Below are 19,722 nucleotides of genomic sequence, written 5' to 3' on the forward strand. Positions count from 1 at the left end.
CTAATAGCTTTAGGCAAATTCGCATATCCCTTTCCCCCCGCCGCCCCGCCCGCTCCCCCTAAGCTGAGGCTGAGTTGATCGTGTGTCGGGCCCGGGAGGCTGCGATGGATGCAACAGAGCAGGTGTCCGGGGCCGCGCGCTATCTGCCGATCGCCGAACACGGTCTGATCGGCGATCTGCGGAGCGTGGCCCTGGTGGGGACCGACGGCACGATCGACTGGTACTGCTGCCCCTCCTTCGACGCCCCGAGCGTCTTCGCCTCGATCCTGGACGCGGAGAAGGGCGGCTCTTTCGAACTGGCGGCGAGCGTGCCGGCCCGCACCAAGCAGTTCTACTTCCCCGACACCAACGTCCTGATCACCCGGTTCTACACCGAGGACGGCGTCGGCGAGGTGCAGGACTTCATGCCGGTCGACGGCAGCTCGGTGGAGATCGAACGGCACCGGCTGATCCGGCGGGTGGTGTGCGTGCGCGGCTCCATCCCGTTCCGCACGCGCGTGGCGCCTCGCTTCGACTACGGCGCCCAGCCGCACACGGTCCGCATGGTCGGCGACGTCGCGGTCTTCGAGTCCGCCGAGCTGTCACTGGGGCTGACAGCGACGGTGCCGCTGGAGGTCGAGGGCCTGGACGCGCGGGCCGACTTCAAGCTCGCCGAGGGCGAGTCGGCGGTGTTCGCGCTGGACCAGGTGGGCGGCGAGGTGGCTCCCCGCCGATGTGCGCGGACGGAGGCCGAGGAGCAGTTCACCACCACGGTCGCGTACTGGCGGAACTGGCTGTCCGCGTCCAAGTACCGTGGCCGCTGGCGGGAGATGGTGCACCGCTCGGCCCTCACTCTGAAGCTGCTGACCTACGCCCCGACCGGCGCGATCGTGGCCGCCCCGACAACCAGCCTGCCGGAGGAACTCGGCGGTGAACGCAACTGGGACTACCGGTACGTGTGGGTGCGCGACGCCGCCTTCTGCGTGTACGCGTTGCTGCGGCTGGGCTTCACCGGCGAGGCCGAGGCGTTCATGGACTTCGTGACCCGGCACATCAGTCCCGGCGACGGCAAGCCGTCGGGTCCCCTGCAGATCATGTACGGCATCGACGGCCGCACCGACCTGCCCGAGCGGGAACTCGACCACCTGGAGGGACATCAGGGCTCCGCGCCGGTACGGGTCGGCAACGGCGCGGCCGAGCAGCTCCAACTCGACATCTACGGTGCGCTGATCGACTCGATCTACCTCTACGACAAGTGGGCCAAGCCGATCTCCAGCGGCCAGTGGGACGACGTGTGCGCACTGGTGGACTGGGTGTGCGAGCACTGGGACCAGCCGGACGAGGGCATCTGGGAGACCCGCGGCGGCCGCAAGAACTTCCTGTACTCGCGGCTGATGTGCTGGGTGGCGATCGAGCGGGCGATCCGCATGGCCAACCGGCGCGGCCTGCCCGCCGATCTGAACCGCTGGCGGGAGTGCCGCGACACGATCTACCGGCGGATCATGAAGCGCGGCTGGTCCGAGACCCGCCAGGCCTTCGTGCAGACCGAGGACGGTGACGTCCTCGACGCGGCCGTCCTGATGATGCCGTTGACGAAGTTCATCGCCCCCACCGACCCCAAGTGGCTGTCCACTCTGGACGCGCTCACCCACGACCTGGTGTCCGACTCACTGGTCTACCGCTACGACCCGCAGGCGAGCCCCGACGGACTGCACGGCGACGAGGGCACGTTCTCCATCTGCTCGTTCTGGTACGTCGAGGCCATGGTCCACGCCGGGCGGATCGACGAGGCGCGGCTGGCCTTCGAGAAGATGCTCACGTACGCCAACCATCTGGGCCTGTACGCCGAGGAGATCAGCCACACGGGCGAGCAGCAGGGCAACTTCCCCCAGGCGTTCACGCATCTCGCCCTGATCAGCGCCGCGTTCAACCTCGACCGTGCCCTCGGCTGACCGCCGAGGGCACGCGGGGCGGGCGTCAGGACGACAGACCCTGCCAGAAGTCGAGGTTGTGCTCCGCACCGAAGTCCCGGGTGGCCCTGGAACAGGCCGCCGGGGGCTCGGAGCCCGCCGGTGCGGTGTCACAGGCGACCAGTGACATCAACTCCTGTGTCCTCGCGCCGTACTTGGGCCAGACCGGGGTGCGGGGGCCGTTCGGGTCCGCGTCGGCGGCGAACCGGCCCCAGTAGGTGATCATCTGCCGGGACAGCTCCAGCTGGTCGTCGTCGTACGGCATGGTCTGGCCCAGGTAGTCCCAGAGGTAGCCGAGGTCGTCGACATGGATGGCGCCGCCGAAGGGGAAGGCGCGCGCGGACTCGCTCTTCTGCTGGATCAGGAAGATGGACGTGAAGTGCGGGGTGTCGCTCTCGGCGAACTCGTAGGCGTACGTGGGGACCCACTTCGACAGCGCGCTCATCAGCTGCTGCCGGGTGGAGGACGTCGAGTCGTTCTGGGCGGCGGTGAACGCCTCGCCAGGAGTGTCATAGGCGCTGAGCGGGTATTCGGCGAGCACCTTGTCGGCGTTCGCGCCATAGGCGGAGCGGACTGCCGTCTCATACCCGGCGGCCGTCATCGGCGCACCGAGGTAGTCGTAGTTCTGGAAGGTGAACAGGCCGCGTTCGCTGTTGGTCTGACCCAGCATCACCGGGACGCGGTTGAACTTCCCCGTCTGGACGGCGGTGCCTGGGTTGACGGGGAAGGCGGAGCCGCCGACGGACGGGGAGACGCCCGCCTTCTTCTGGGCGGCCAGCAGGTCGGCGGCGGGCTTGGCGCGCAGACAGGCGACGACCTCGGAGGCGGCGTCGCAGCCGACGGCCTTGACGAACGCCTCGCTCTGCGCCTGACCGGAGGCCACGGACTGCAGGTTGCAGCCGCCGCTCATGATGCCCGCCCGGGCGAACAGCCCCTTGGCGGTGGGCGAGGCGAGGTGGTCGCAGACCGAACCGGCACCGGCCGACTGCCCGGCGATGGTCACGTTCCTCGGATCACCGCCGAAGCGGGCGATGTTGCCGTGCACCCAGCGCAGGGCCGCCTGCTGGTCGAGGAGCCCGTAGTTGCCGGGGCCGTCCTTGCTCTCGGCCTGCAACTGGGGCAGGTTCAGCGTGCCGAGCACGCCGACGCGGTAGTTGACGGTGACGACGACCGCGCCCGTCTGCTCGACGAACCTGCGCGGATCGGTGTCCTGGCCCGCGCCGCCGGTGAAGCCGCCGCCGTGGATCCACACCAGCACCGGGGCGTTCGCCTTGGCTCGGTCGGGGACGTAGACGTTGAGGGCGAGGCAGTCCTCCGAGGTGATGGTCTTCTCGTAGCCGGGGTCCCAACCGCTGTTCTGCGCACAGCGGTCGGAGAAGGAGGTGGCGTCGCGCACGCCGGACCACCGGGCGGCCGGCTGCGGCGGCTTCCACCGGCCCGCACCGGAGGCGTCGGCCGCGTACGGGATGCCGAGCCACTCGTCGTAGCCGGTCCGGTGGGCGCCTTTGACCTTGCCGTTCGTGGTCTGTACGAGGGTGGAGGCGGGGCGGGCCGACTGCGTGGGCGCGTCGTCGGACTGGGCGGCCTGGGCGACGACGGGGGTGATCCCGAGGCCGAGGAGACTCACGGTGGCGAGGGTGGCGCGGACTCTGCCGCGCAGGGCGGTGATCGCTCTCATTGCTCCCTGCTCTCTGCGTGCGGGCGTGCTGAGGGAAGGTGGCGGGGGTGTGGTGTCAGGTGAGCCAGAAGTCGCAGTGGTGGTCGGCCGCGAACGTGGTGACGACCTTGCTCGCTCCTGCGGTGCGCAGCTGCAGCACCTTCTGCTCGGGGCCGTACGTCGGCCAGGCCGGGGCGCCCTTGACGTTCGGATCGCCGTGGTGCGCGAAGGCGCCCCAGTACCGCATCATCTGGTCCGAGAGTCGCTCCTGCCGTGCGGTGAGGGGCTTCTCGCCGAGGGTGAAGTCGAAGAGGTAGGCGAGTTCCGCGCTGTGGGCGTTGGACATGTCCTCGCCGGGGACGGCGAATCCGTAGAGGGTCGGCGAGGTGGGGTCGTTGAACTCGTAGCGGTAGACGGGGGTCTTGGCCGCCATCACCTGGGCGGTCTGCTGCATGGAGCAGGCCCGCTGGGCGTCGGTCTGGACCTGGGTGATGGCATCGTAGGGGCTCTTGAAGCGGCTCAGGGGATAGAGCTCCAGGACGCGTTCGGCACGGTCTCCGTACGTTGTGCGGACCAGGTCCTCGTAGCCCTGCGCGGTGATGCCGGCGAGTGCGGTGGACAGCAGCCGGTTCTCGGAGCGGGTGGTGCCCGTCATGACCGGGACGGCGTTCCAACTGCCGTCCTCGAAAGCCTGCTTGAAGGCCTTGGGGAGCAGGGAGCCGCCCACCTTGGAGCTTCCGCGATAGTCGGCCTGGTGGGCGATGAGTGTGCCGGGCCAGGCCTTTCGCAGGCAGGCGACGACGGCCTCCGAGGCCGCGTCGGTGCAGCCCACCGCCTGGGCGAATCCGACGCCGCTCTGCTCCCCGGCCGACAGTGCGGTGCGGTCGCTCAGACACGTGGCACTCTGCACGATCGCCTGATCGAACAGGCCCCGCGCCGACGGCATGGCCATCAGGTCGCAGACGGCGGAGCCGCCGGCCGACTGGCCGTAGATCGTGACGTTGCCCGGGTCGCCGCCGAAGCGGGCGATGTTGTCCTGTACCCACTCCAGCGACGCCCGTTGGTCCATGCGCCCGTAGTTGCCGGAACCGCCGGGTGTGACGGCGCTGAGGGCCGGGTGGGCGAGGAAACCGAGGGCGCCCAGGCGGTAGTTGACGGAGATGACGATGGTGTCGGTCTTCGCGGCCATGGTGCTGCCGCCGTAGATGACACCGGTGCCCTGGGTGTGGCCGCCGCCGTGGAACCACACCATGACGGGCAGTTTCGCGGTGGTGGCCGTCCGGGCCGGGCGGTACACGTCCAGATACAGGCAGTCCTCGCTGACGGCCCGTTCCTCCCGTACACCGGTGGGCTCGAACTGCAGACAGGCGGGCGACTGCCGGTCGGCCTCCCGAACGTCCTTCCAGGACTCCGGCGCGGCGGGCGGTGCGAACCTCAACTCCCGTACCGGCGGCGCCGCGTAGGGCAGACCGAGGAACCGGTCGGCACCCGCCTCGGTGATGCCGCGGACGGGTCCGCTCTCGGTCCGCACGACCGAGGTGCTCTGCTCCTTGGAAGGGTGTCCGGTGGAATCCGCCGCCACGCGCGCGGCGCCCAGCGCCAGGGCGGGAACGACGGCCGCCGTCACCAGGGCGGCCGAAAGTTGCCTGAAGCTACGTCTCATCAACTCGTCGCCTCTCAGAAGAGGACCGCGCAGGTGGACGGCCGGTCCGCGGCGCCTGCGAACGTAACCGCGCGGCAACACTGTGAGCAAGATGTGCGACGAGATTGTTTACAATACTTGAAACGGTTGCGCCCGGCTGCCGGTGAACGCGACAGCCGGGCCCGACCAGGTGTCAGTGCCCGTGACCGCCAGAGGACTCGTGTACGTCCGTCGGCTCGCCGTCCGGGGCTGTCGCCGGCGCCTCCGCCACTCCCGCCCGGACGGTGAACGCCGCGGTGCGCACCTTGCCGTCGTGCTTGAAGTCGAGGAAGAGCCGGTAGGTGCCGCTGCTCGGCGCCGTGGCCGTGAAGGAGACGGCCGGGCCGGGCTCGGTCGTGCCGTCTCCGGGTTCGCCGTTGGGGTGGACGTGGAGGTAGGCGAGGTCGCCGGAGCGCAGGGCGACCAGATGGCCGTACGCGCCGAGGTAGGGCTGCAGGTCGGTGACCGGCTTGCCGTTGCGGGAGATCTTCAGGGTCAGCTCGCCCGCCGTGCCCGGTCGCAGGGCGCCGTTCAGCGCGACCTCGTAGCCGTCGATCCGGGCGGTGGTGTTCGGTGCCGGCACGGGCTGCGGCTCGTAGGGGCCCGAGGCCGCGAGATCCGCGCCGAGGGTGAGGTTCTCGGCGTTCTTCTTCTCCGGGGTGAAGTCGGCGAAGACGCGGTAGCCGCCCGCACGGGGCAGGTCGACGGGGATGCTCCAGGCGCCGTCGGCGGCGCGGGCGGGGTGCAGATGGCGGTAGGTGCCCAGGTCGCGCGAGGCCACGATGAGGTGGAGTTCCTTGTCGTGTTCCCGCCGGTAGGAGGTGACCGCGCGGCCGCTGTCGTCCCGGATGACGAAGCGCAGGCCGGCGGGGCGTCCGGCGGCGACCCTGGGAGTTTCGAGGTCGAGGGTGTAGCCCTTCTCGGAGATCTGCAGCCCGCCCGCCGGTTCCGCTTCACGACCTGCCCGGCCGCCCCCTCCGTCTGGAGACGGTGACGCCTCGCTGTGGCTTTCGTGGCGCGGGGGCGTGCTGTCCTCGACGACCGGGCCGAGACCCTTGCCCACGCCGTACGCGGTGCCGAAGGTCGCGGCCAGCGCCGCGGCGAACGTGGTGATCTTCAGTCCAGCGTGCATGGTCGACTCCTGGGAGACAGGGGCCCCGGGCTTCGGTGCGAGGCCTCGATACAGCTCACCATACCCCCTGGGGGTACCTAGTCAAGCACTGGGAAGACTTGCTCTCGATACGGGGTGGGGGTATACAGAACACGAGACGCACGATACCCCCTCCCCGTATCCGCGTCGACAGATCCACGGATCCACGGCAGGGACGATCCCAGGAGCAGCGATGACCACCACCACGACCGGCCCCGCCGCCGAGACGGAACTCGTCATCGGCGGCATGACCTGCGCCTCGTGCGCGGCGCGCATCGAGAAGAAGCTCAACCGGATGGACGGCGTCACGGCCACCGTCAACTACGCCACCGAGAAGGCCAGGGTCAGCCACGGCGGTGAGGTCTCCGTGCGGGACCTGATAGCCACCGTCGAGAAGACCGGATACACAGCGCAGGAACCCGAACCGCCCGAACCGCAGCACGACGACACGGCGGCGGCGGACGACGAACTCCGGCCGCTGCGGGAGCGGTTGGTCACCGCCGTGGTGCTGGCCGTGCCCGTCGTCGCGATGGCCATGATCCCGGCCCTGCAGTTCGAGTACTGGCAGTGGCTGTCGCTCACGCTCGCGGCGCCTGTGGTGACGTACGCCGGATGGCCTTTCCACAAGGCCGCGTTCACCAACGCCCGGCACGGCGCGGCGACGATGGACACGCTGATCTCGATCGGTACGGCGGCCGCGTTCGGCTGGTCGCTGTGGGCGCTGTTCTTCGGGACCGCGGGCACACCCGGCATGACCCACCCGTTCGAGCTGACCGTAGCCCGCGGCGACGGGTCGGGGAACCTGTACCTGGAGGCCGCCGCCGGTGTCACCGCCTTCATCCTGGCCGGGCGGTACTTCGAGGCCCGCTCCAAGCGCAAGGCCGGTGCGGCGCTGCGGGCGCTGCTGGAGCTGGGCGCGAAGGACGTCACCGTCCTGAACGACGGGCGAGAGGAGCGCATCCCCGTCGGTGACCTGAAGGTCGGCATGCGCTTCCTGGTCCGCCCCGGCGAGAAGATCGCCACCGACGGCACCGTCGTCGAGGGCTCCTCCGCCGTGGACGCCTCCATGCTGACCGGCGAGTCCGTGCCCGTGGAGGTGGGTGTCGGCGACCCGGTCACCGGCGCGACGGTCAACGCGGGCGGCCGGCTCGTCGTCGAGGCGACCCGGGTCGGCGCCGACACCCAGCTGGCCCGGATGGCGAAGCTCGTGGAGGACGCGCAGAACGGCAAGGCCGCGGCGCAGCGGCTCGCCGACCGGATCTCCGGGGTGTTCGTGCCGATCGTGATCGCGCTCGCGCTGGGCACGCTCGGGTTCTGGCTCGGCAACGGCTCCGGCGCCACGGCGGCCTTCACCGCAGCCGTCGCCGTACTGATCATCGCCTGCCCGTGCGCCCTGGGGCTGGCCACGCCGACCGCGCTGCTGGTCGGCACCGGACGCGGCGCGCAGCTCGGCATCCTCATCAAGGGACCCGAGGTCCTGGAATCCACCCGCAAGGTCGACACCGTGGTCCTCGACAAGACGGGCACCGTCACCACCGGCCGGATGGCCCTGACGGCCGTACACACGGCGGAGGGCGCCGAGGAGACCGACGTCCTGCGGCTGGCGGGGGCCTTGGAGCACGCCTCCGAGCACCCGATCGCCCGTGCCGTCGCCGAGGGCGCGCTGCAGAAGCTGGGGTCGCTGCCGGCGCCCGAGGACTTCGCGAACGTGCCGGGTCTCGGGGTGCAGGGCATCGTCGACGGTCACGCGGTCCTCGTCGGCCGCGAACGGCTGCTCGCCGACTGGGCCATGGAACTGCCCGAGAAGCTGGGGCGGGCCAAGGAGGAGGCCGAGGCGGCCGGGCGTACGGCCGTCGTGGTCGCCTGGGACGGAGAGGCGCGGGCGGTCCTCGTGGTCGCGGACGCGGTGAAGGAGACCAGCGCCGAGGCGATCACGCGGCTGCGCGCCCTCGGTCTGACCCCGATCCTGCTGACCGGGGACAACCGGGCCGTGGCCGAGTCCGTCGCCCGTGAGGTCGGCATCGCGCCCGAGCACGTCGTCGCCGAGGTGCTGCCCGAGGACAAGGTCGAGGTCGTCAAGCGGCTTCAGCGGGAGGGCCGTTCGGTCGCGATGGTCGGCGACGGTGTCAACGACGCGGCCGCTCTCGCCCAGGCCGACCTGGGGCTGGCGATGGGCACCGGCACGGACGCCGCGATCGAGGCGGGCGACCTGACCCTCGTACGGGGTGACCTGCGCGCCGCGGCCGACGCCATCCGGCTCGCCCGCCGCACCCTCGGCACGATCCGCACCAACCTGTTCTGGGCCTTCGCGTACAACGTGGCCGCCCTGCCGCTCGCCGCGGCCGGTCTGCTCAACCCGATGCTGGCCGGGGCAGCCATGGCCTTCTCGTCGGTGTTCGTGATCGGCAACTCGCTGCGGCTGCGCGGCTTCCGGGCAGCGGTCTGAGCCGTCCGGTCGGGGGCAGCCTCGGCGCCCCGACCGGACGTGTCACTTCAGCCGAAGGCCTTCACGGCCTGGTAGTACGTCCACGCCGTGCTGTTGCAGGCGGTCTTCGTGCCGCCGCCGTAGCCGGCGCACACCCGCTTGAGGTCCTCGTAGAACGCGCTGTCGAGGCGGGTCTTGTTGGCGCTGAAGGCGCCCGCGGCCTTGTAGTTGCGGTAGCCGAAGTCATGCCGGGCGCAGGACATCCGGAAGGGGAAGCCGAGCGGGTTGTCCGGCGAGGAGGAGCAGTAGTCGGTGCTCCAGTCGAACGCGTACGCGCCCCAGGCGGACTGGTTCGCGCGGGCAGTGGCCCAGGAGTTGTAGCTCGACGCGCTGGTCTGGGTCCAGCTCGCAAGGACCTGGGGCTTGTCGGCGGGAGCGGCGTCGGCGGCCGCGGCGGTGCCGACGACGGTGATCAGGGCCAGAGTTGAGGCGGCCATTCCGGTGGCGAGTCTGCGGTGCATCCCACACCTCCATGAGACTGCGGCCCGCCCGTCGGGCCGCAGGTCCATGACAAGATGATTGACACCCCAAGTGCCCTTTCACACCCCAAGTCCTCTAATGGACCATTAACTCTGGGATATACCGGCGAAACGGACGTCGACGGCGGTCAGCGCCAACGCCAGCGGCCCCGGCGCCAGGAAGGCGAGCGGCACCAGCATCCACGCACACAGCACCGCCGTCGCCACCGCGAGCAGCACCAGGGCGGAGCCACCCGGATCCGCTACGACGTCCCGCGCGGCCGCGCGCAGGGCGGCCGGCCAGTCGGTGAGCGACTCGGGGCGGGCGCAGGCCCGCAGGCCCACCACGAGGGCGCCCGCGCCGATCGCCGCGGCCACCACCGCGAACAGCGGCGCCCCCGGCAGACCGACGCGGGCCAGCGCCAGGTCCGCGGCGCAGAGCAGCGCGCCCGTCAGGGCGAGCACGCCCACCGCCAGGTCACCGGCCCACAGCCGTCGCCGTAGCATCGCGAAGTACCGTCCGGCGGTGGCGGGTTGCCCCTCCCCCGCGCCCCGCAGCACCGCGCACGCGGTCGACAGCGCGGCCGGGACGGTCACCAGCGGAAGGCAGGCCAGGGAGGTGGCGAGGCCGACGCTCAGCACGTCGGCGAACAGCGTCATGCGGGGCCCGAAGACCTCACCGGGTTCTCGCGAGCGCATGCCGTTCACCCCTTGAGTCCGGAGCTGGCCATGCCCTCCACCAGGAAGCGCTGGAAGGCGAGGAAGAACAGCACGATCGGCAGCAGCGCGATCACCGACATCGCGAACATCGGGCCGAAGGACGACTGGCTGGAGGCGTCCACGAACGACCTGAGGGCGAGGGTGAGGGTGAACTTCTCCGGGTCGAAGAGGTAGATGAGCTGGGTGAAGAAGTCGTTCCAGGTCCAGATGAAGGTGAAGATCGCCGTGGTGATCAGCGCCGGCCGGGTGAGCGGCAGGACGACCTGGAAGAAGCTGCGGAAGGGGCCGCAGCCGTCGATGCGGGCCGCCTCCTCCAGCTCGCGCGGCAGACCGCGCATGAACTGCACGATGAGGAAGACGAAGAAGGCCTCCGTGGCGAGGAACTTCGGCAGGATCAGCGGCCAGTAGGTGTTCACCAGGCCGAGCTGGTTGAAGATGATGTACTGCGGGATCAGCACCGCGTGGTGCGGCAGCATGATCGTCGCGATCATGAAGGCGAACAGCGGGCCGCGGAAGCGGAAGCGCAGCCGGGCGAAGGCGTAGGCGGCGAGCGAGCAGCTGATCACGTTGCCGAGGACCGCGCCGCCCGCGATCAGCAGCGAGTTGGAGAGCAGCCGCCAGATCGACACGTCGTTGACGCCGTCCATGGCCGTCTCGTAGTTGGACCATTCCAGGTGGCTGGGCAGCAGGTCGAGGCTGGCGATGACCTCGTCGGCGGGCTTGAGCGAGGTCGCCAGGAGCCAGGCCAGCGGGTAGAGCATCACCAGCAGGGCGGCCAGGCAGCCGAGGTGGAGAGCGATCCGGCCCCAGCGAACCGGCTTACGGGTGACGGCGGTTGTGGTCATCGGTCCCCCTCGGACGCGTAGAAGACCCAGGAACGCGAGGTGCGGAACAGCACCACCGTGACGATGCCGATGACCAGCAGCAGCACCCAGGCCATGGCGGAGGCGTAGCCCATGTGGGAGGCGACGAAGCCGCGGTCGTAGAGGTACATGGTGTAGACGAGGGTGGAGTCGGCGGGGCCGCCCTTGCCGGCGCTGACCGCGAAGGCGGGTGTGAAGACCTGGAAGGCCTGGATGGTCTGGAGCACCAGGTTGAAGAACAGCACCGGGGACAGCATCGGCACGGTGACGGACAGGAACTGCCGCCATTTTCCGGCTCCGTCGACGGCCGCCGCCTCGTACAGCTCGGCGGGTATCTGCTGGAGGCCCGCGAGGAAGATGACCATCGGGGCGCCGAACTGCCACACCGTCAGCAAGGCCACCGCCAGCAGCGCCCAGCCGGGCTTGTTGACCCAGCCGCCGGTGCCGAGCAGGTTGTCCACCGTGCCGCCGTCGTTGAAGACCGCGCGCCAGACGAGGGCGATGGACATCGAGGCGCCGAGCAGCGAGGGCGCGTAGAACGCGGACCGGTAGAAGGCCTTGCCGCGCCTCATGGACTTCAGGGCCAGCGCGACGACCAGCGCGAGCGCCAGTTGGAGGGGCACGGCGATGACGACGTACGTCAGGGTCGTCACGACCGAGCGCCAGTAGCGCGGGTCCTCGGTGAACATCTGCGTGTAGTTGCGCAGGCCGACCCAGCGGGGCGGGTCGAAGAGGTTGTAGTCGGTGAAGGAGAGATAGAGCGACACAGCCATCGGGAGCAGGGTGAGGACGACTGCTCCGAGGACCCACGGGGACAGGAACACCCAGGCGGCGCCCTCGCGTTCGCGTTTGGGCCGGCGCTTCGGTGCGGGGGGCGTGGCGCGCTTGGACTCGGCGGGGATCGCGGTGGTGGTCATGACCTCAGCTCCGCCTTCGCCTCGGTGACGTAGTTCTCGGCCGCCTCACGGGGCGACATGCGCTCGTAGGACACCTGGTCGTAGTCTCGCTGGAAAGTGGTCTGGAGGGCGTTGTCGCCAGAGGGCGGGGCCTGCGGCGGATCCTTCAACTTCCCTTCCAGGGAGGCCTGGTAGTCGGAGACGGTCCTGTCGAAGTCCTTCAGGAGCGGCGCGGTCTCCTTGCGGATGGTCTCGTTGACGGGGATGCCACGGGTGGCGCCGAGGATCTTCGCCGCCTCGTCGTCGTTGATCAGGAAGTCGATGAGCTGCGCCGCCGCCTTCGGATGGCTGGTGCTCGCGCCCACGCCCAGGAACATCGACGGCTTGAAGTACTGGCCGGGCGTGCCGTCCGCCCCGGACGGCATCGGGGCCAGCGCGACGCCGCTCGGGATGATGGCGAGGTAACCGCTGGCCGGGGCGTCCCAGTTGGTGTCGCTGAGGGCCGTACCACGGCCGAGGGGGGTGTTCTCCACGGTGCCGTCGATCTGGGTGGTCTGCTCGGCCGAGGAGACGGCTCCCGCACGGCGGAGCTTGTCGGTGAAGGTCCACCACCGGGTGAGGTCGACGGCGGTGAAACCCAGTCCGCCGTCCTCGGTGTAGAGGGACTTGCCCTGTCCGCGCAGCCAGACCTCGAAGCTGTCCTCGCTCTGCCCGGGGTCGGTGGCGCCGGGTTTGCCGGTCCGCTCCTTGAGGGCGCGCACGGCCTCGGCCCAATCGTCCCAGGTCCACCCCCACTTCGGGAGCGGTACGCCGGAGTCCTTCCAGGCCTTGACGTCGTAGACGACGGTCTCGGTGCCCCGGCCCTGCGGGACCGCGTACTGGACGCCGTCCACACGGCCCGTGTCGAGCAGTCCGGGATCGATCTCGGAGGTGCGCAGAACCGTCTTCTGCTTGGCCAGGTCGAACAGGACCCCGCCGGAGGCGTACTGGTCGATCTGGCGGTAGTCCAGCTGCATCACGTCGGGGGCGTCGCCGCCCGAGGCCTGGACGGCGAGTTTCTGTTTGTAGGCGTCGTAACCGGAGAACGAGGTCTGCACCCGTATGTCCGGGTGCTGTTTCTCGAACAGCGCGACGGCCTGCTCGGTGCGTTCCGCGCGGTCGGGGTTGCCCCACCACGTGTAGCGGAGGACGACCTTGCCACCGCCCACCGACTCCCCGGATCCCCCGCAGCCAGCCAGTAGCGCACAGAGCACCAGTGCGGCGGCCGACGCGCAGAACCCCTTTGTCCTGTGTCCGGGCATGCCGAGGTCACCTCTTCTCTCCTCGGACCTTCTGTTGTCCCCCCTGGACTCCCCGTGATCTCCCCTTCAGCGGCCCCCTGTTGAGGGCCTGCCGCTACTCGCCGCCGTACGGCAGTGTCGTGCCCGGCAGGTTGTACTCGTCGCGTCGGCCGCACATCCCGAAACCGCCGAGCCTTGTGGGCGCGGTTTCGTGGGCGGTCGCCTCGTCGAGGTAGGCCGGTTCGCCGTCGGCCAGCGCGTCCAGCTGGGCGCCGGTGCGTTCTGCGGTGGCCAGCGCGCCGGCCCGCCACAGCTCGCGCCAGTTCGGCACCTTGGCGCGCACCAGCCGGGCGGCGGCGCGCTGGAACTCCCGGTAGGGGCCGTTGTCCCCGGCGACGAGGGACTCGCGCAGGGCGAGATAGCCCTGGACGGCGAGGTCCCTGCGACGCCGGGCCGCCGCCGCCGTGTCCTCGCCGGTGCCCGGGGGCAGGGTGGCGGACGCCGCGTACCGCTCGGGGTCGGCGAGGATCTCGGGCGGGAAGGTGAAGACGGCGTCTCCCGCCTCCGGCAGCCCGCTGTTCTGCATCAGCACGGTGATCCGCAGATCACCACCCTGCACCATCCGGTGCACGGTGCCCGGCGTGAACCACGCGACCGAGCCCGGCTCCAGGGGAATGTCCCGGTAGCCGTCGGGGCTCAGCGTCTGCACCGCGCCCCGGCCACCGGTGACGACGTAGGCCTCCGTGCACACCAGGTGCAGATGCGGGCTGCCGCCGCACACGCCGTCGGCGGCCTCCCAGTCGTAGGCGCTCAGGTGGGACAGGCCGACGGCGCCGGGAAGCGGGTGCGGGAGAGTCGGTTTGGACTCGCTCACCACGGCAGGCCCTCCAGGTACGTGCCGACGCGCTCACCGTCCCAGGCCCCGTCGGCGACGACCACCCGGTAGCGATACGCGAAGGACTCCCCCGGCGGCAGCTCGAACTCCTCGAAGAACGCCCAGGAGAACGCGACCGTCGGGAACGGCTCGGAGCGCACGAACCAGTGCGACTCGTGGACGGCCGTCTGCGCGTCGAGGTTCTCCGGCGCGTGGGCGAAGACGAGCGTGGAGTGCCCGTCGGCCTCGTCGTGCTCGGTGCTGAAGGCGAGCCACGGGCTCTGGCTGCCCATCAGCTTGTCGGCGTCGGCGTCGGTGTCCGGGCCGAAGACGGTGCCGCCGGTGAAGTCGCGCGGCCCGCGCCACTGGAGGCCCGTGTAACCGGCCATCTCGCGGCCCGCGGTGGTCGGGGAACCGAAGGCCAGGGGCTGGTCACGGATGTTGGTGAGGCGGATCGACCAGTCCAGCGCCCAGGCGCCGGTCTCCTCGTCGACCGAGTGGACGGCGAGACCCCGCTCCTCGCGCGCCCACTCCGCGCCGCCGTTCTCCACCCAGGTGAGTTCCTCGGCGAAGGTGAGCCGGTCGTCCTCCACGGCGAACACCGGGAAGCCGTCGTGCCGCATCGAGCCGACCCGCTCGGGCAGGGGAAGGTAACCCTGGCCGTGGACGTAGCAGTTGCCGCCCCAGAAGTTCTGGCCGGACAGATGGCTCGCGGTCATCTGCAGGCCCTTGTGCCAGCGGTGGTCGTTCGGGCGGTAGCCGGTGACCGTGCGTCCGGCGAGGGTGCGGACCGGGTGGGCATACGGCTTGCGGGACTCGAAGGCGTCGGGGTCGGGGCGGTAGACGTACCGGAGGATCTCCGTGCCGTCCGCCGCCTCGACCGCGATGTGCTCGCCGTGGACGTGGCTGACGCGGATGCTCATGCGCGCTCCTTGGGGGCCCAGTGGGGGTGGTCGCCGTGCATGGCCGGGTAGAACGGGTCGCCGGGTGCGATCTCGCCCGCGTGCACCGGGCTGCCGGTGAACGCGGCCTTGTAGAGCGCGGCGGCGAATTCGAGGGTCGCGCGGGCCTCGGTGCCGCTGTTGGGCGGCCTGACACCGTTGTCGAACGCGTCGAGGAGCGCGCCCAGCTGCGCCGTGTGGGAGCTGGGCACGTCCGAGGCGGGCGTGCGCCAGGCCTCGGCGCGCTCGGCGGCCACGTGCGGGGCCGGGGTGTAGGTCCAGTCCTGGTTGCGGTGCCCGTACAGGTGGGTGAGCTCGACCGTCGCGTCCGCGCAGTCGATGCGGATGCGGCTGACCTCGTCCGGGGAGAGCACGCTGTTGACGACGGTGGCGAGGGCGCCGTTCTCGAACCGGACCAGGGCCGTGGACACGTCCTCGCTCTCGGTGTCGTGGACCAGCCGCACCGCCATGGCCCGGATCTCCGTCCACGGGCCGAGCAGGTGCAGCAGCAGGTCGTACTGGTGGATGCCGTGTCCCATGGTCGGCCCGCCGCCCTCCGTGGCCCACTTGCCGCGCCACGGCACGGCGTAGTAGGCGGCGTCCCGGTGCCAGGTGGTCTGGCAGTGCGCGACCCGCGGGGCGCCCAGCTCGCCGCTCGCGATCAGTTCCCGGGCGTGCACCGCGCCGGAGCCGTAGCGGTGCTGGAAGACCACGGAGGCGTACGCGCCCGAGGCCTCCTCGGCCGCCGCGATCTCGTCGTACTCGGCGAGTGACAGGGTCAGCGGCTTCTCGCACAGCACCCAGGCGCCCGCCTTCAGCGCGGCCACCGTCTGCTCCCGGTGCAGGGACGGCGGCGTGCCGATGAGCACCAGGTCGGGGCGTACGGCGTCCAGCATCGCGTCCATCGACGTGTGTCCGGCGACCTCACCGCCCGCGAGTGCCCGGAACCGGTCGAGCCGGTCCTGGTCCACGTCGACGGCGGCGACCAGTTCCACCCGGTCGGCGTGAGCTCTGAGGGCGGGCAGGTGGCTGCCGCTGACGATGGCACCAGTACCGACCACGGCGACGCGGCGACGGGCTGGGAGCGGGGGCATGCAGTTCTCCTGGTACGGCCGACGGACGCGCAGAAAGCGCTTGCTCCGAGCGAGCCTAGGTGCCGAGGAATGTCCGGACAACCCCCCTGCAGTGATGTTGGAAGGCCTCGGCTGCCGTCGGCTCCGGCGACCGCGGCGGATCCGCGGCGGTGCAGCGGCCTACACCTCGGTTTCGGGAGCGCGCTCTCTCGTGACCGCGGGCCGATGACGGGATCGTTGATCTCACCAGGGCCGACGCACCGACCGGGCACCCGAGGCCCCCTGTGAAAGGAAACTCCCATGAAGGCTCTGCTCTCCTCCGAGCCCGCTCTGTGGTTCCTGTTCCTGTTCAACCTCACCGTCGCCGCGGCCGCGCCGTTCCTCGTCGACGGTGCGCAAGGGCTGATGACCAGCGTCGGCATGGGTGTCGTCTCGATCGGTGCGGGCGCGAGCCTCCTGCGCGGCCGCGGACAGCGGCAGCACGCCTGACGCGATTTCAGGTGGCACACCTGGCCGTGGTGCCGCTGGAATGTGCGCGGCTGGGAGCAGTTCACCACCGCCGTACGGACCGTCCTCGACTCCGCCCGCCGCGTGCAGCCGCTGCGTCCACCCGCGGACGCGCCGGGACCAGAGGGGAGACCTGCCGCCGATCCACCGCCGCGCAGAACGACGACGCCACGCTGAGCCGTATGAAGGACGGCGTCTGCACCGGCGTGATCCGGCCCGCCCTGCCCGAGCACGACGTGATGCGGCTGCGCGGCTGCATCGAGGACTCGAGCACGAACCGCACCAGCGCTGCCGTGCTGGGCGAGGGCAGGTGTACTCCCGGGACTGAGCCATGTCGACGTGGCAGAGCAGTCGCTTCAGGGTCCGTGGGTGACACGGATCTTGGACTGGCCGTGCGGGAGTTCCTCCCAGTCGTCCATGAAGCGGGCCCGCAGCCCGTGCTGTTCGGCCAGGGCCACGAGCGTCTCGGTGCGGTAGTAGAAGTCCTCCCGGAGGACGTGGTGCTCCTCGCCCTCGGTGCGGTCGAAGGTGAAGTCGAACCAGCCGCCCGGCGCGAGCACGCGGCCGACGTGGCCCAGGCACTCGTCGATGACCGGGAGCGGCGAGTGGGAGAAGACGCTGTGTGCGTGCACCACGTCGAAGTGGGCGTCGGGCAGGAACCGCAGCGTCAGGTCGCGGACCGGGGTCAGCGTCGGGAGCCGCTTCTGCAGGCCCATCTCCACGATGGTGGCCTGCGCGGCGACGAGGATGTCGGGCGAGATGTCGATGCCGTGGTAGTGCCCGGGCTCCAGGTACCGGATGAACCGCCAGCCGCCCCGCAGGTTGCCGCAGCCGATGTCCAGCATGCGGTGTTCGGGGCGCAGCCCATGGCCGAGGAGATAGTCGAGCTGCATCGCGCCGAGCGCGAGCCACCGCTCACGGCTGCGGCTGCCGACCGCCGCGTCCGGGTCTGCCCGGGTGTCGGACCGCATCACGGCGCGGTAGTAGGAGACGTGGTCGGGGTGGCGGCGGCGCAGCCACAGGTCCCGGGCGGCGCGGGCCAGGTGGCGGGGCACCCGGTCGGGATGGCGCAGGGCGTAGCCGACACGGTGGCCGAGGGCGGCGCGGTTGGAGTTGAGGTTCTTGGCGGGCATGTGGATTCTCTGCCTTTTCGAGCGGTACGAGGTCTGGGTACCAGCCTCGGCGCGGGATCGCTGCGGTCGCCTCGGTCGACAGTCTGCCGTCCTGAGGCGGTTCGGGCGACCGGTGGGTCAGCCGATCGGTTGATGCGGCCGCGCGCCGGACGCGTTAGACACGGAGGATGAGAGACACCGATCCGGACGAGCGCTGGCTGGGCGCGGTCGTGCACGCCGCGTTCCTCCTGCTGCTCGGCTCCTCGTTCGCCCGCTTCCTGACCCGCGACCAGGGCGGCGTACACACCGGGTGGGTGGTGGCGCTGTTCGCGGTCTTCGGGCTGCTGTACGTCCTCGGTCGCTTCCTGGCTCCGGCGCCGCGCCCCGGCTCGCCGCCGACCAGACGCCATCTGGTCTGGCTGGGCTCGGTGTCCGCGGTCTGGCTCGTGCTCCTCGCCCTCGCGCCGAGCGCCACCTGGTGCGCGATGCCGCTGCTGTTCGCCGGTCTGCACGCGCTGCCCCCGCGGATCGCGGTGCCGGTGGCGGCCGCGCTCACCGCGCTGGTCGTGGCCTCCGAAATACGCGTCGCCGAGGGCACGTTGAACCCCAACATGGTCGTCGCCCCGCCCGCTGTCGCCGCGGTCGCCACCGCCGTGATGGTGCATCTGCAGCGCCAAGGGGCCCGGCAGCGCGTCCTGATCGACGACCTGGTCCGCACCCGTCACGAACTCGCCGTCACCGAGCGCCGGGCAGGTGTCCTGGCGGAACGCCAGCGGCTGGCCACGGAGATCCACGACACCCTCGCGCAGGGCCTGTCCAGTCAGCAGATGCTGCTCCAGGCCGCCGGGCGCGTCTGGGGGACGGACCCGGAGGCGGCCCGCGCACACGTCCACCGGGCGGCGGAGATCACCTCCCGCAGCCTTGTGGAGGCCCGCCGGTTCGTGCACGACCTCGCCCCGGCCGACCTCGCCGCCCACACGCTGCCGGGCGCGCTCGCCGTACTCGCCGAACGGGAGAGCGGCCCGGGACTGACCGTGGAGTTCCGGCTCGACGGCGAGCCGGGCCGGCTGCCGGAGCGGGTCGAGGCGGCGCTGCTGCGGATCGCCCAGGGAGCGCTGGCCAATGTGCGCGAACACGCGGCGGCGACCCGGGCCGCGCTCACCCTGACCTGCCTGGACGACCAGATCTCGCTGGACGTCGCCGACGACGGGCGCGGATTCGAGGCGGACCCCTCGCGCACCCGGTCCGGCCCGGCCCCGGACAGCGCGCGCGGGCACGGGCTGCCCGCCATGCGCATCCGGGCGCGGCAGGCGGGCGGCACGCTCACCGTGGAGTCCACGCCGGGCGAGGGCACCGTCGTGTCGGCGGCGATCCCCCTGGCACCCTTGGCCGCCACGGTCCGGTCCGCCTCGGACACCCCGAAGGAGCCCGCCCTGTGACGCCCGTCCGGCTGCTGTTGTGCGACGACCACGCCGTGGTGCGTGCGGGGCTGCGCGCCCTGCTGTCCAGCGCCGACGGCATCGACGTGGTCGGTGAGGCGGCCACCGGCGAGGAGGCGCTCGCCATGGCCGCGCGGCTGCGTCCCGACGTCGTACTGATGGACCTCGAGCTCGGCGGCGGGATGGACGGCGTGACGGCCACGCGGCGCCTGACGTCCGACGGTGCCCAGGGGCCGCGTGTTCTGGTGCTGACGATGTTCGACACCGACGCCGACATCACCCGCGCCGTCGAAGCGGGCGCCACGGGCTACCTGCTGAAGGCCGAGCACCCCGACGAACTGTTCACGGCGATCCACAACGCGGCCGCCGGACGCACGGCTCTGTCGGGCCCGGTGGCCGACCGGTTGATGACCCGGCTGCGCAGCCCGCGTCCCGCCCTGTCCACGCGCGAGCAGGAGATCCTCGGGCAGCTCGCGCGCGGCCTGGGCAACCGGGAGATCGCCCGGGCCCTGTTCATCAGCGAGGCGACGGTCAAGACCCATCTCGGGCGGATCTACGGCAAGTTGGGGGTGGACACGAGGGCCGGTGCGGTGGCGGTCGCCAAGGAGAGACGGCTGCTGGCGTGACGGCCTGGAGG

17 protein-coding genes are annotated in these 19,722 nt (G+C 71.0%); 5 read left to right on the forward strand and 12 right to left on the reverse strand.

Going from position 1 to position 19,722, the window contains the following annotated elements; translation table 11 throughout:
• Positions 1 to 104: 104 nt before the first annotated feature.
• A complete protein-coding gene (locus tag QFZ76_RS06910) occupies positions 105 to 1,931 on the forward strand; it encodes a glycoside hydrolase family 15 protein (RefSeq protein ID WP_307672872.1) in 1,827 nt (608 codons plus the stop codon).
• Between the two features lie 25 nt (positions 1,932 to 1,956).
• On the opposite strand, the gene QFZ76_RS06915 is transcribed toward QFZ76_RS06910, so the two are convergent.
• The 3 genes from QFZ76_RS06915 to QFZ76_RS06925 all read right to left on the reverse strand — a co-directional run bounded on the left by QFZ76_RS06915 (position 1,957) and on the right by QFZ76_RS06925 (position 6,419).
• Positions 1,957 to 3,627, reverse strand: coding sequence for a carboxylesterase/lipase family protein (locus QFZ76_RS06915; protein ID WP_307672873.1), 1,671 nt, complete (start codon positions 3,625 to 3,627; stop codon positions 1,957 to 1,959).
• 55 nt (positions 3,628 to 3,682) lie between these two features.
• Positions 3,683 to 5,269 carry a carboxylesterase/lipase family protein gene (locus tag QFZ76_RS06920; protein WP_307672874.1) on the reverse strand — a complete coding sequence of 529 codons (1,587 nt, stop codon included), beginning with the start codon at positions 5,267 to 5,269 and terminating at the stop codon, positions 3,683 to 3,685.
• Positions 5,270 to 5,441: 172 nt separating this feature from the next.
• On the reverse strand, positions 5,442 to 6,419 hold the full coding sequence (locus tag QFZ76_RS06925) for a hypothetical protein (RefSeq protein WP_307672875.1): 978 nt from the start codon (positions 6,417 to 6,419) through the stop codon (positions 5,442 to 5,444).
• A 211-nt stretch (positions 6,420 to 6,630) separates the two neighbouring features.
• Here QFZ76_RS06925 and QFZ76_RS06930 point away from each other — a divergent pair, with 211 nt between their 5' ends.
• Positions 6,631 to 8,883 (forward strand): cation-translocating P-type ATPase, encoded by a 2,253-nt coding sequence (locus QFZ76_RS06930; protein WP_307672876.1) that lies wholly within the window; start codon positions 6,631 to 6,633, stop codon positions 8,881 to 8,883.
• A 47-nt stretch (positions 8,884 to 8,930) separates the two neighbouring features.
• On the opposite strand, the gene QFZ76_RS06935 is transcribed toward QFZ76_RS06930, so the two are convergent.
• The 8 genes from QFZ76_RS06935 to QFZ76_RS06970 all read right to left on the reverse strand — a co-directional run bounded on the left by QFZ76_RS06935 (position 8,931) and on the right by QFZ76_RS06970 (position 16,048).
• On the reverse strand, positions 8,931 to 9,383 hold the full coding sequence (locus QFZ76_RS06935) for a phospholipase (protein WP_307672877.1): 453 nt from the start codon (positions 9,381 to 9,383) through the stop codon (positions 8,931 to 8,933).
• A gap of 105 nt (positions 9,384 to 9,488) precedes the next feature.
• Positions 9,489 to 10,079, reverse strand: a complete 591-nt coding sequence (locus QFZ76_RS06940) for a hypothetical protein (RefSeq protein WP_307672878.1) — start codon at positions 10,077 to 10,079, stop codon at positions 9,489 to 9,491.
• 5 nt (positions 10,080 to 10,084) lie between these two features.
• Positions 10,085 to 10,945, reverse strand: a complete 861-nt coding sequence (locus QFZ76_RS06945) for a carbohydrate ABC transporter permease (RefSeq protein ID WP_307672879.1) — start codon at positions 10,943 to 10,945, stop codon at positions 10,085 to 10,087.
• Positions 10,942 to 11,880: a carbohydrate ABC transporter permease gene (locus QFZ76_RS06950; protein ID WP_307672880.1), complete on the reverse strand. Its 939-nt coding sequence runs from the start codon at positions 11,878 to 11,880 to the stop codon at positions 10,942 to 10,944. Before QFZ76_RS06950 ends, QFZ76_RS06945 begins: the two co-directional genes overlap by 4 nt.
• On the reverse strand, positions 11,877 to 13,160 hold the full coding sequence (locus QFZ76_RS06955; RefSeq protein WP_307672881.1) for an ABC transporter substrate-binding protein: 1,284 nt from the start codon (positions 13,158 to 13,160) through the stop codon (positions 11,877 to 11,879). The genes QFZ76_RS06950 and QFZ76_RS06955 overlap by 4 nt, the downstream gene beginning before the upstream one ends.
• A 94-nt stretch (positions 13,161 to 13,254) precedes the next feature.
• On the reverse strand, positions 13,255 to 14,016 hold the full coding sequence (locus tag QFZ76_RS06960) for a cupin (protein ID WP_307672882.1): 762 nt from the start codon (positions 14,014 to 14,016) through the stop codon (positions 13,255 to 13,257).
• The gene (locus tag QFZ76_RS06965; RefSeq protein WP_307672883.1) at positions 14,010 to 14,936 is read right to left on the reverse strand and encodes a PmoA family protein; all 927 of its coding nucleotides are present in this window, start codon (positions 14,934 to 14,936) and stop codon (positions 14,010 to 14,012) included. Before QFZ76_RS06965 ends, QFZ76_RS06960 begins: the two co-directional genes overlap by 7 nt.
• Complete coding sequence (locus QFZ76_RS06970; protein ID WP_307672884.1) at positions 14,933 to 16,048, reverse strand: Gfo/Idh/MocA family protein; 1,116 nt, start codon at positions 16,046 to 16,048, stop codon at positions 14,933 to 14,935. Before QFZ76_RS06970 ends, QFZ76_RS06965 begins: the two co-directional genes overlap by 4 nt.
• Positions 16,049 to 16,327: 279 nt before the next feature.
• Between QFZ76_RS06970 and QFZ76_RS06975 the strand changes: the two genes are divergently transcribed.
• Positions 16,328 to 16,516: a hypothetical protein gene (locus QFZ76_RS06975; protein ID WP_307672885.1), complete on the forward strand. Its 189-nt coding sequence runs from the start codon at positions 16,328 to 16,330 to the stop codon at positions 16,514 to 16,516.
• A gap of 374 nt (positions 16,517 to 16,890) precedes the next feature.
• On the opposite strand, the gene QFZ76_RS06980 is transcribed toward QFZ76_RS06975, so the two are convergent.
• Entirely contained in the window at positions 16,891 to 17,667 is a 777-nt protein-coding gene (locus QFZ76_RS06980) for a class I SAM-dependent methyltransferase (RefSeq protein ID WP_307672886.1), read from the reverse strand.
• A 167-nt stretch (positions 17,668 to 17,834) separates the two neighbouring features.
• On the opposite strand from QFZ76_RS06980, the gene QFZ76_RS06985 reads away from it, so the two are divergent.
• Together QFZ76_RS06985 and QFZ76_RS06990 are read left to right on the forward strand one after the other, a co-directional pair.
• Positions 17,835 to 19,085 (forward strand): sensor histidine kinase, encoded by a 1,251-nt coding sequence (locus QFZ76_RS06985; protein ID WP_307672887.1) that lies wholly within the window; start codon positions 17,835 to 17,837, stop codon positions 19,083 to 19,085.
• Positions 19,082 to 19,711, forward strand: coding sequence for a response regulator transcription factor (locus QFZ76_RS06990; RefSeq protein ID WP_266444820.1), 630 nt, complete (start codon positions 19,082 to 19,084; stop codon positions 19,709 to 19,711). Before QFZ76_RS06985 ends, QFZ76_RS06990 begins: the two co-directional genes overlap by 4 nt.
• Positions 19,712 to 19,722: the final 11 nt, after the last annotated feature.

Source organism: Streptomyces sp. V4I2 (assembly GCF_030817655.1).
Lineage (GTDB): Bacteria > Actinomycetota > Actinomycetes > Streptomycetales > Streptomycetaceae > Streptomyces > Streptomyces plumbiresistens.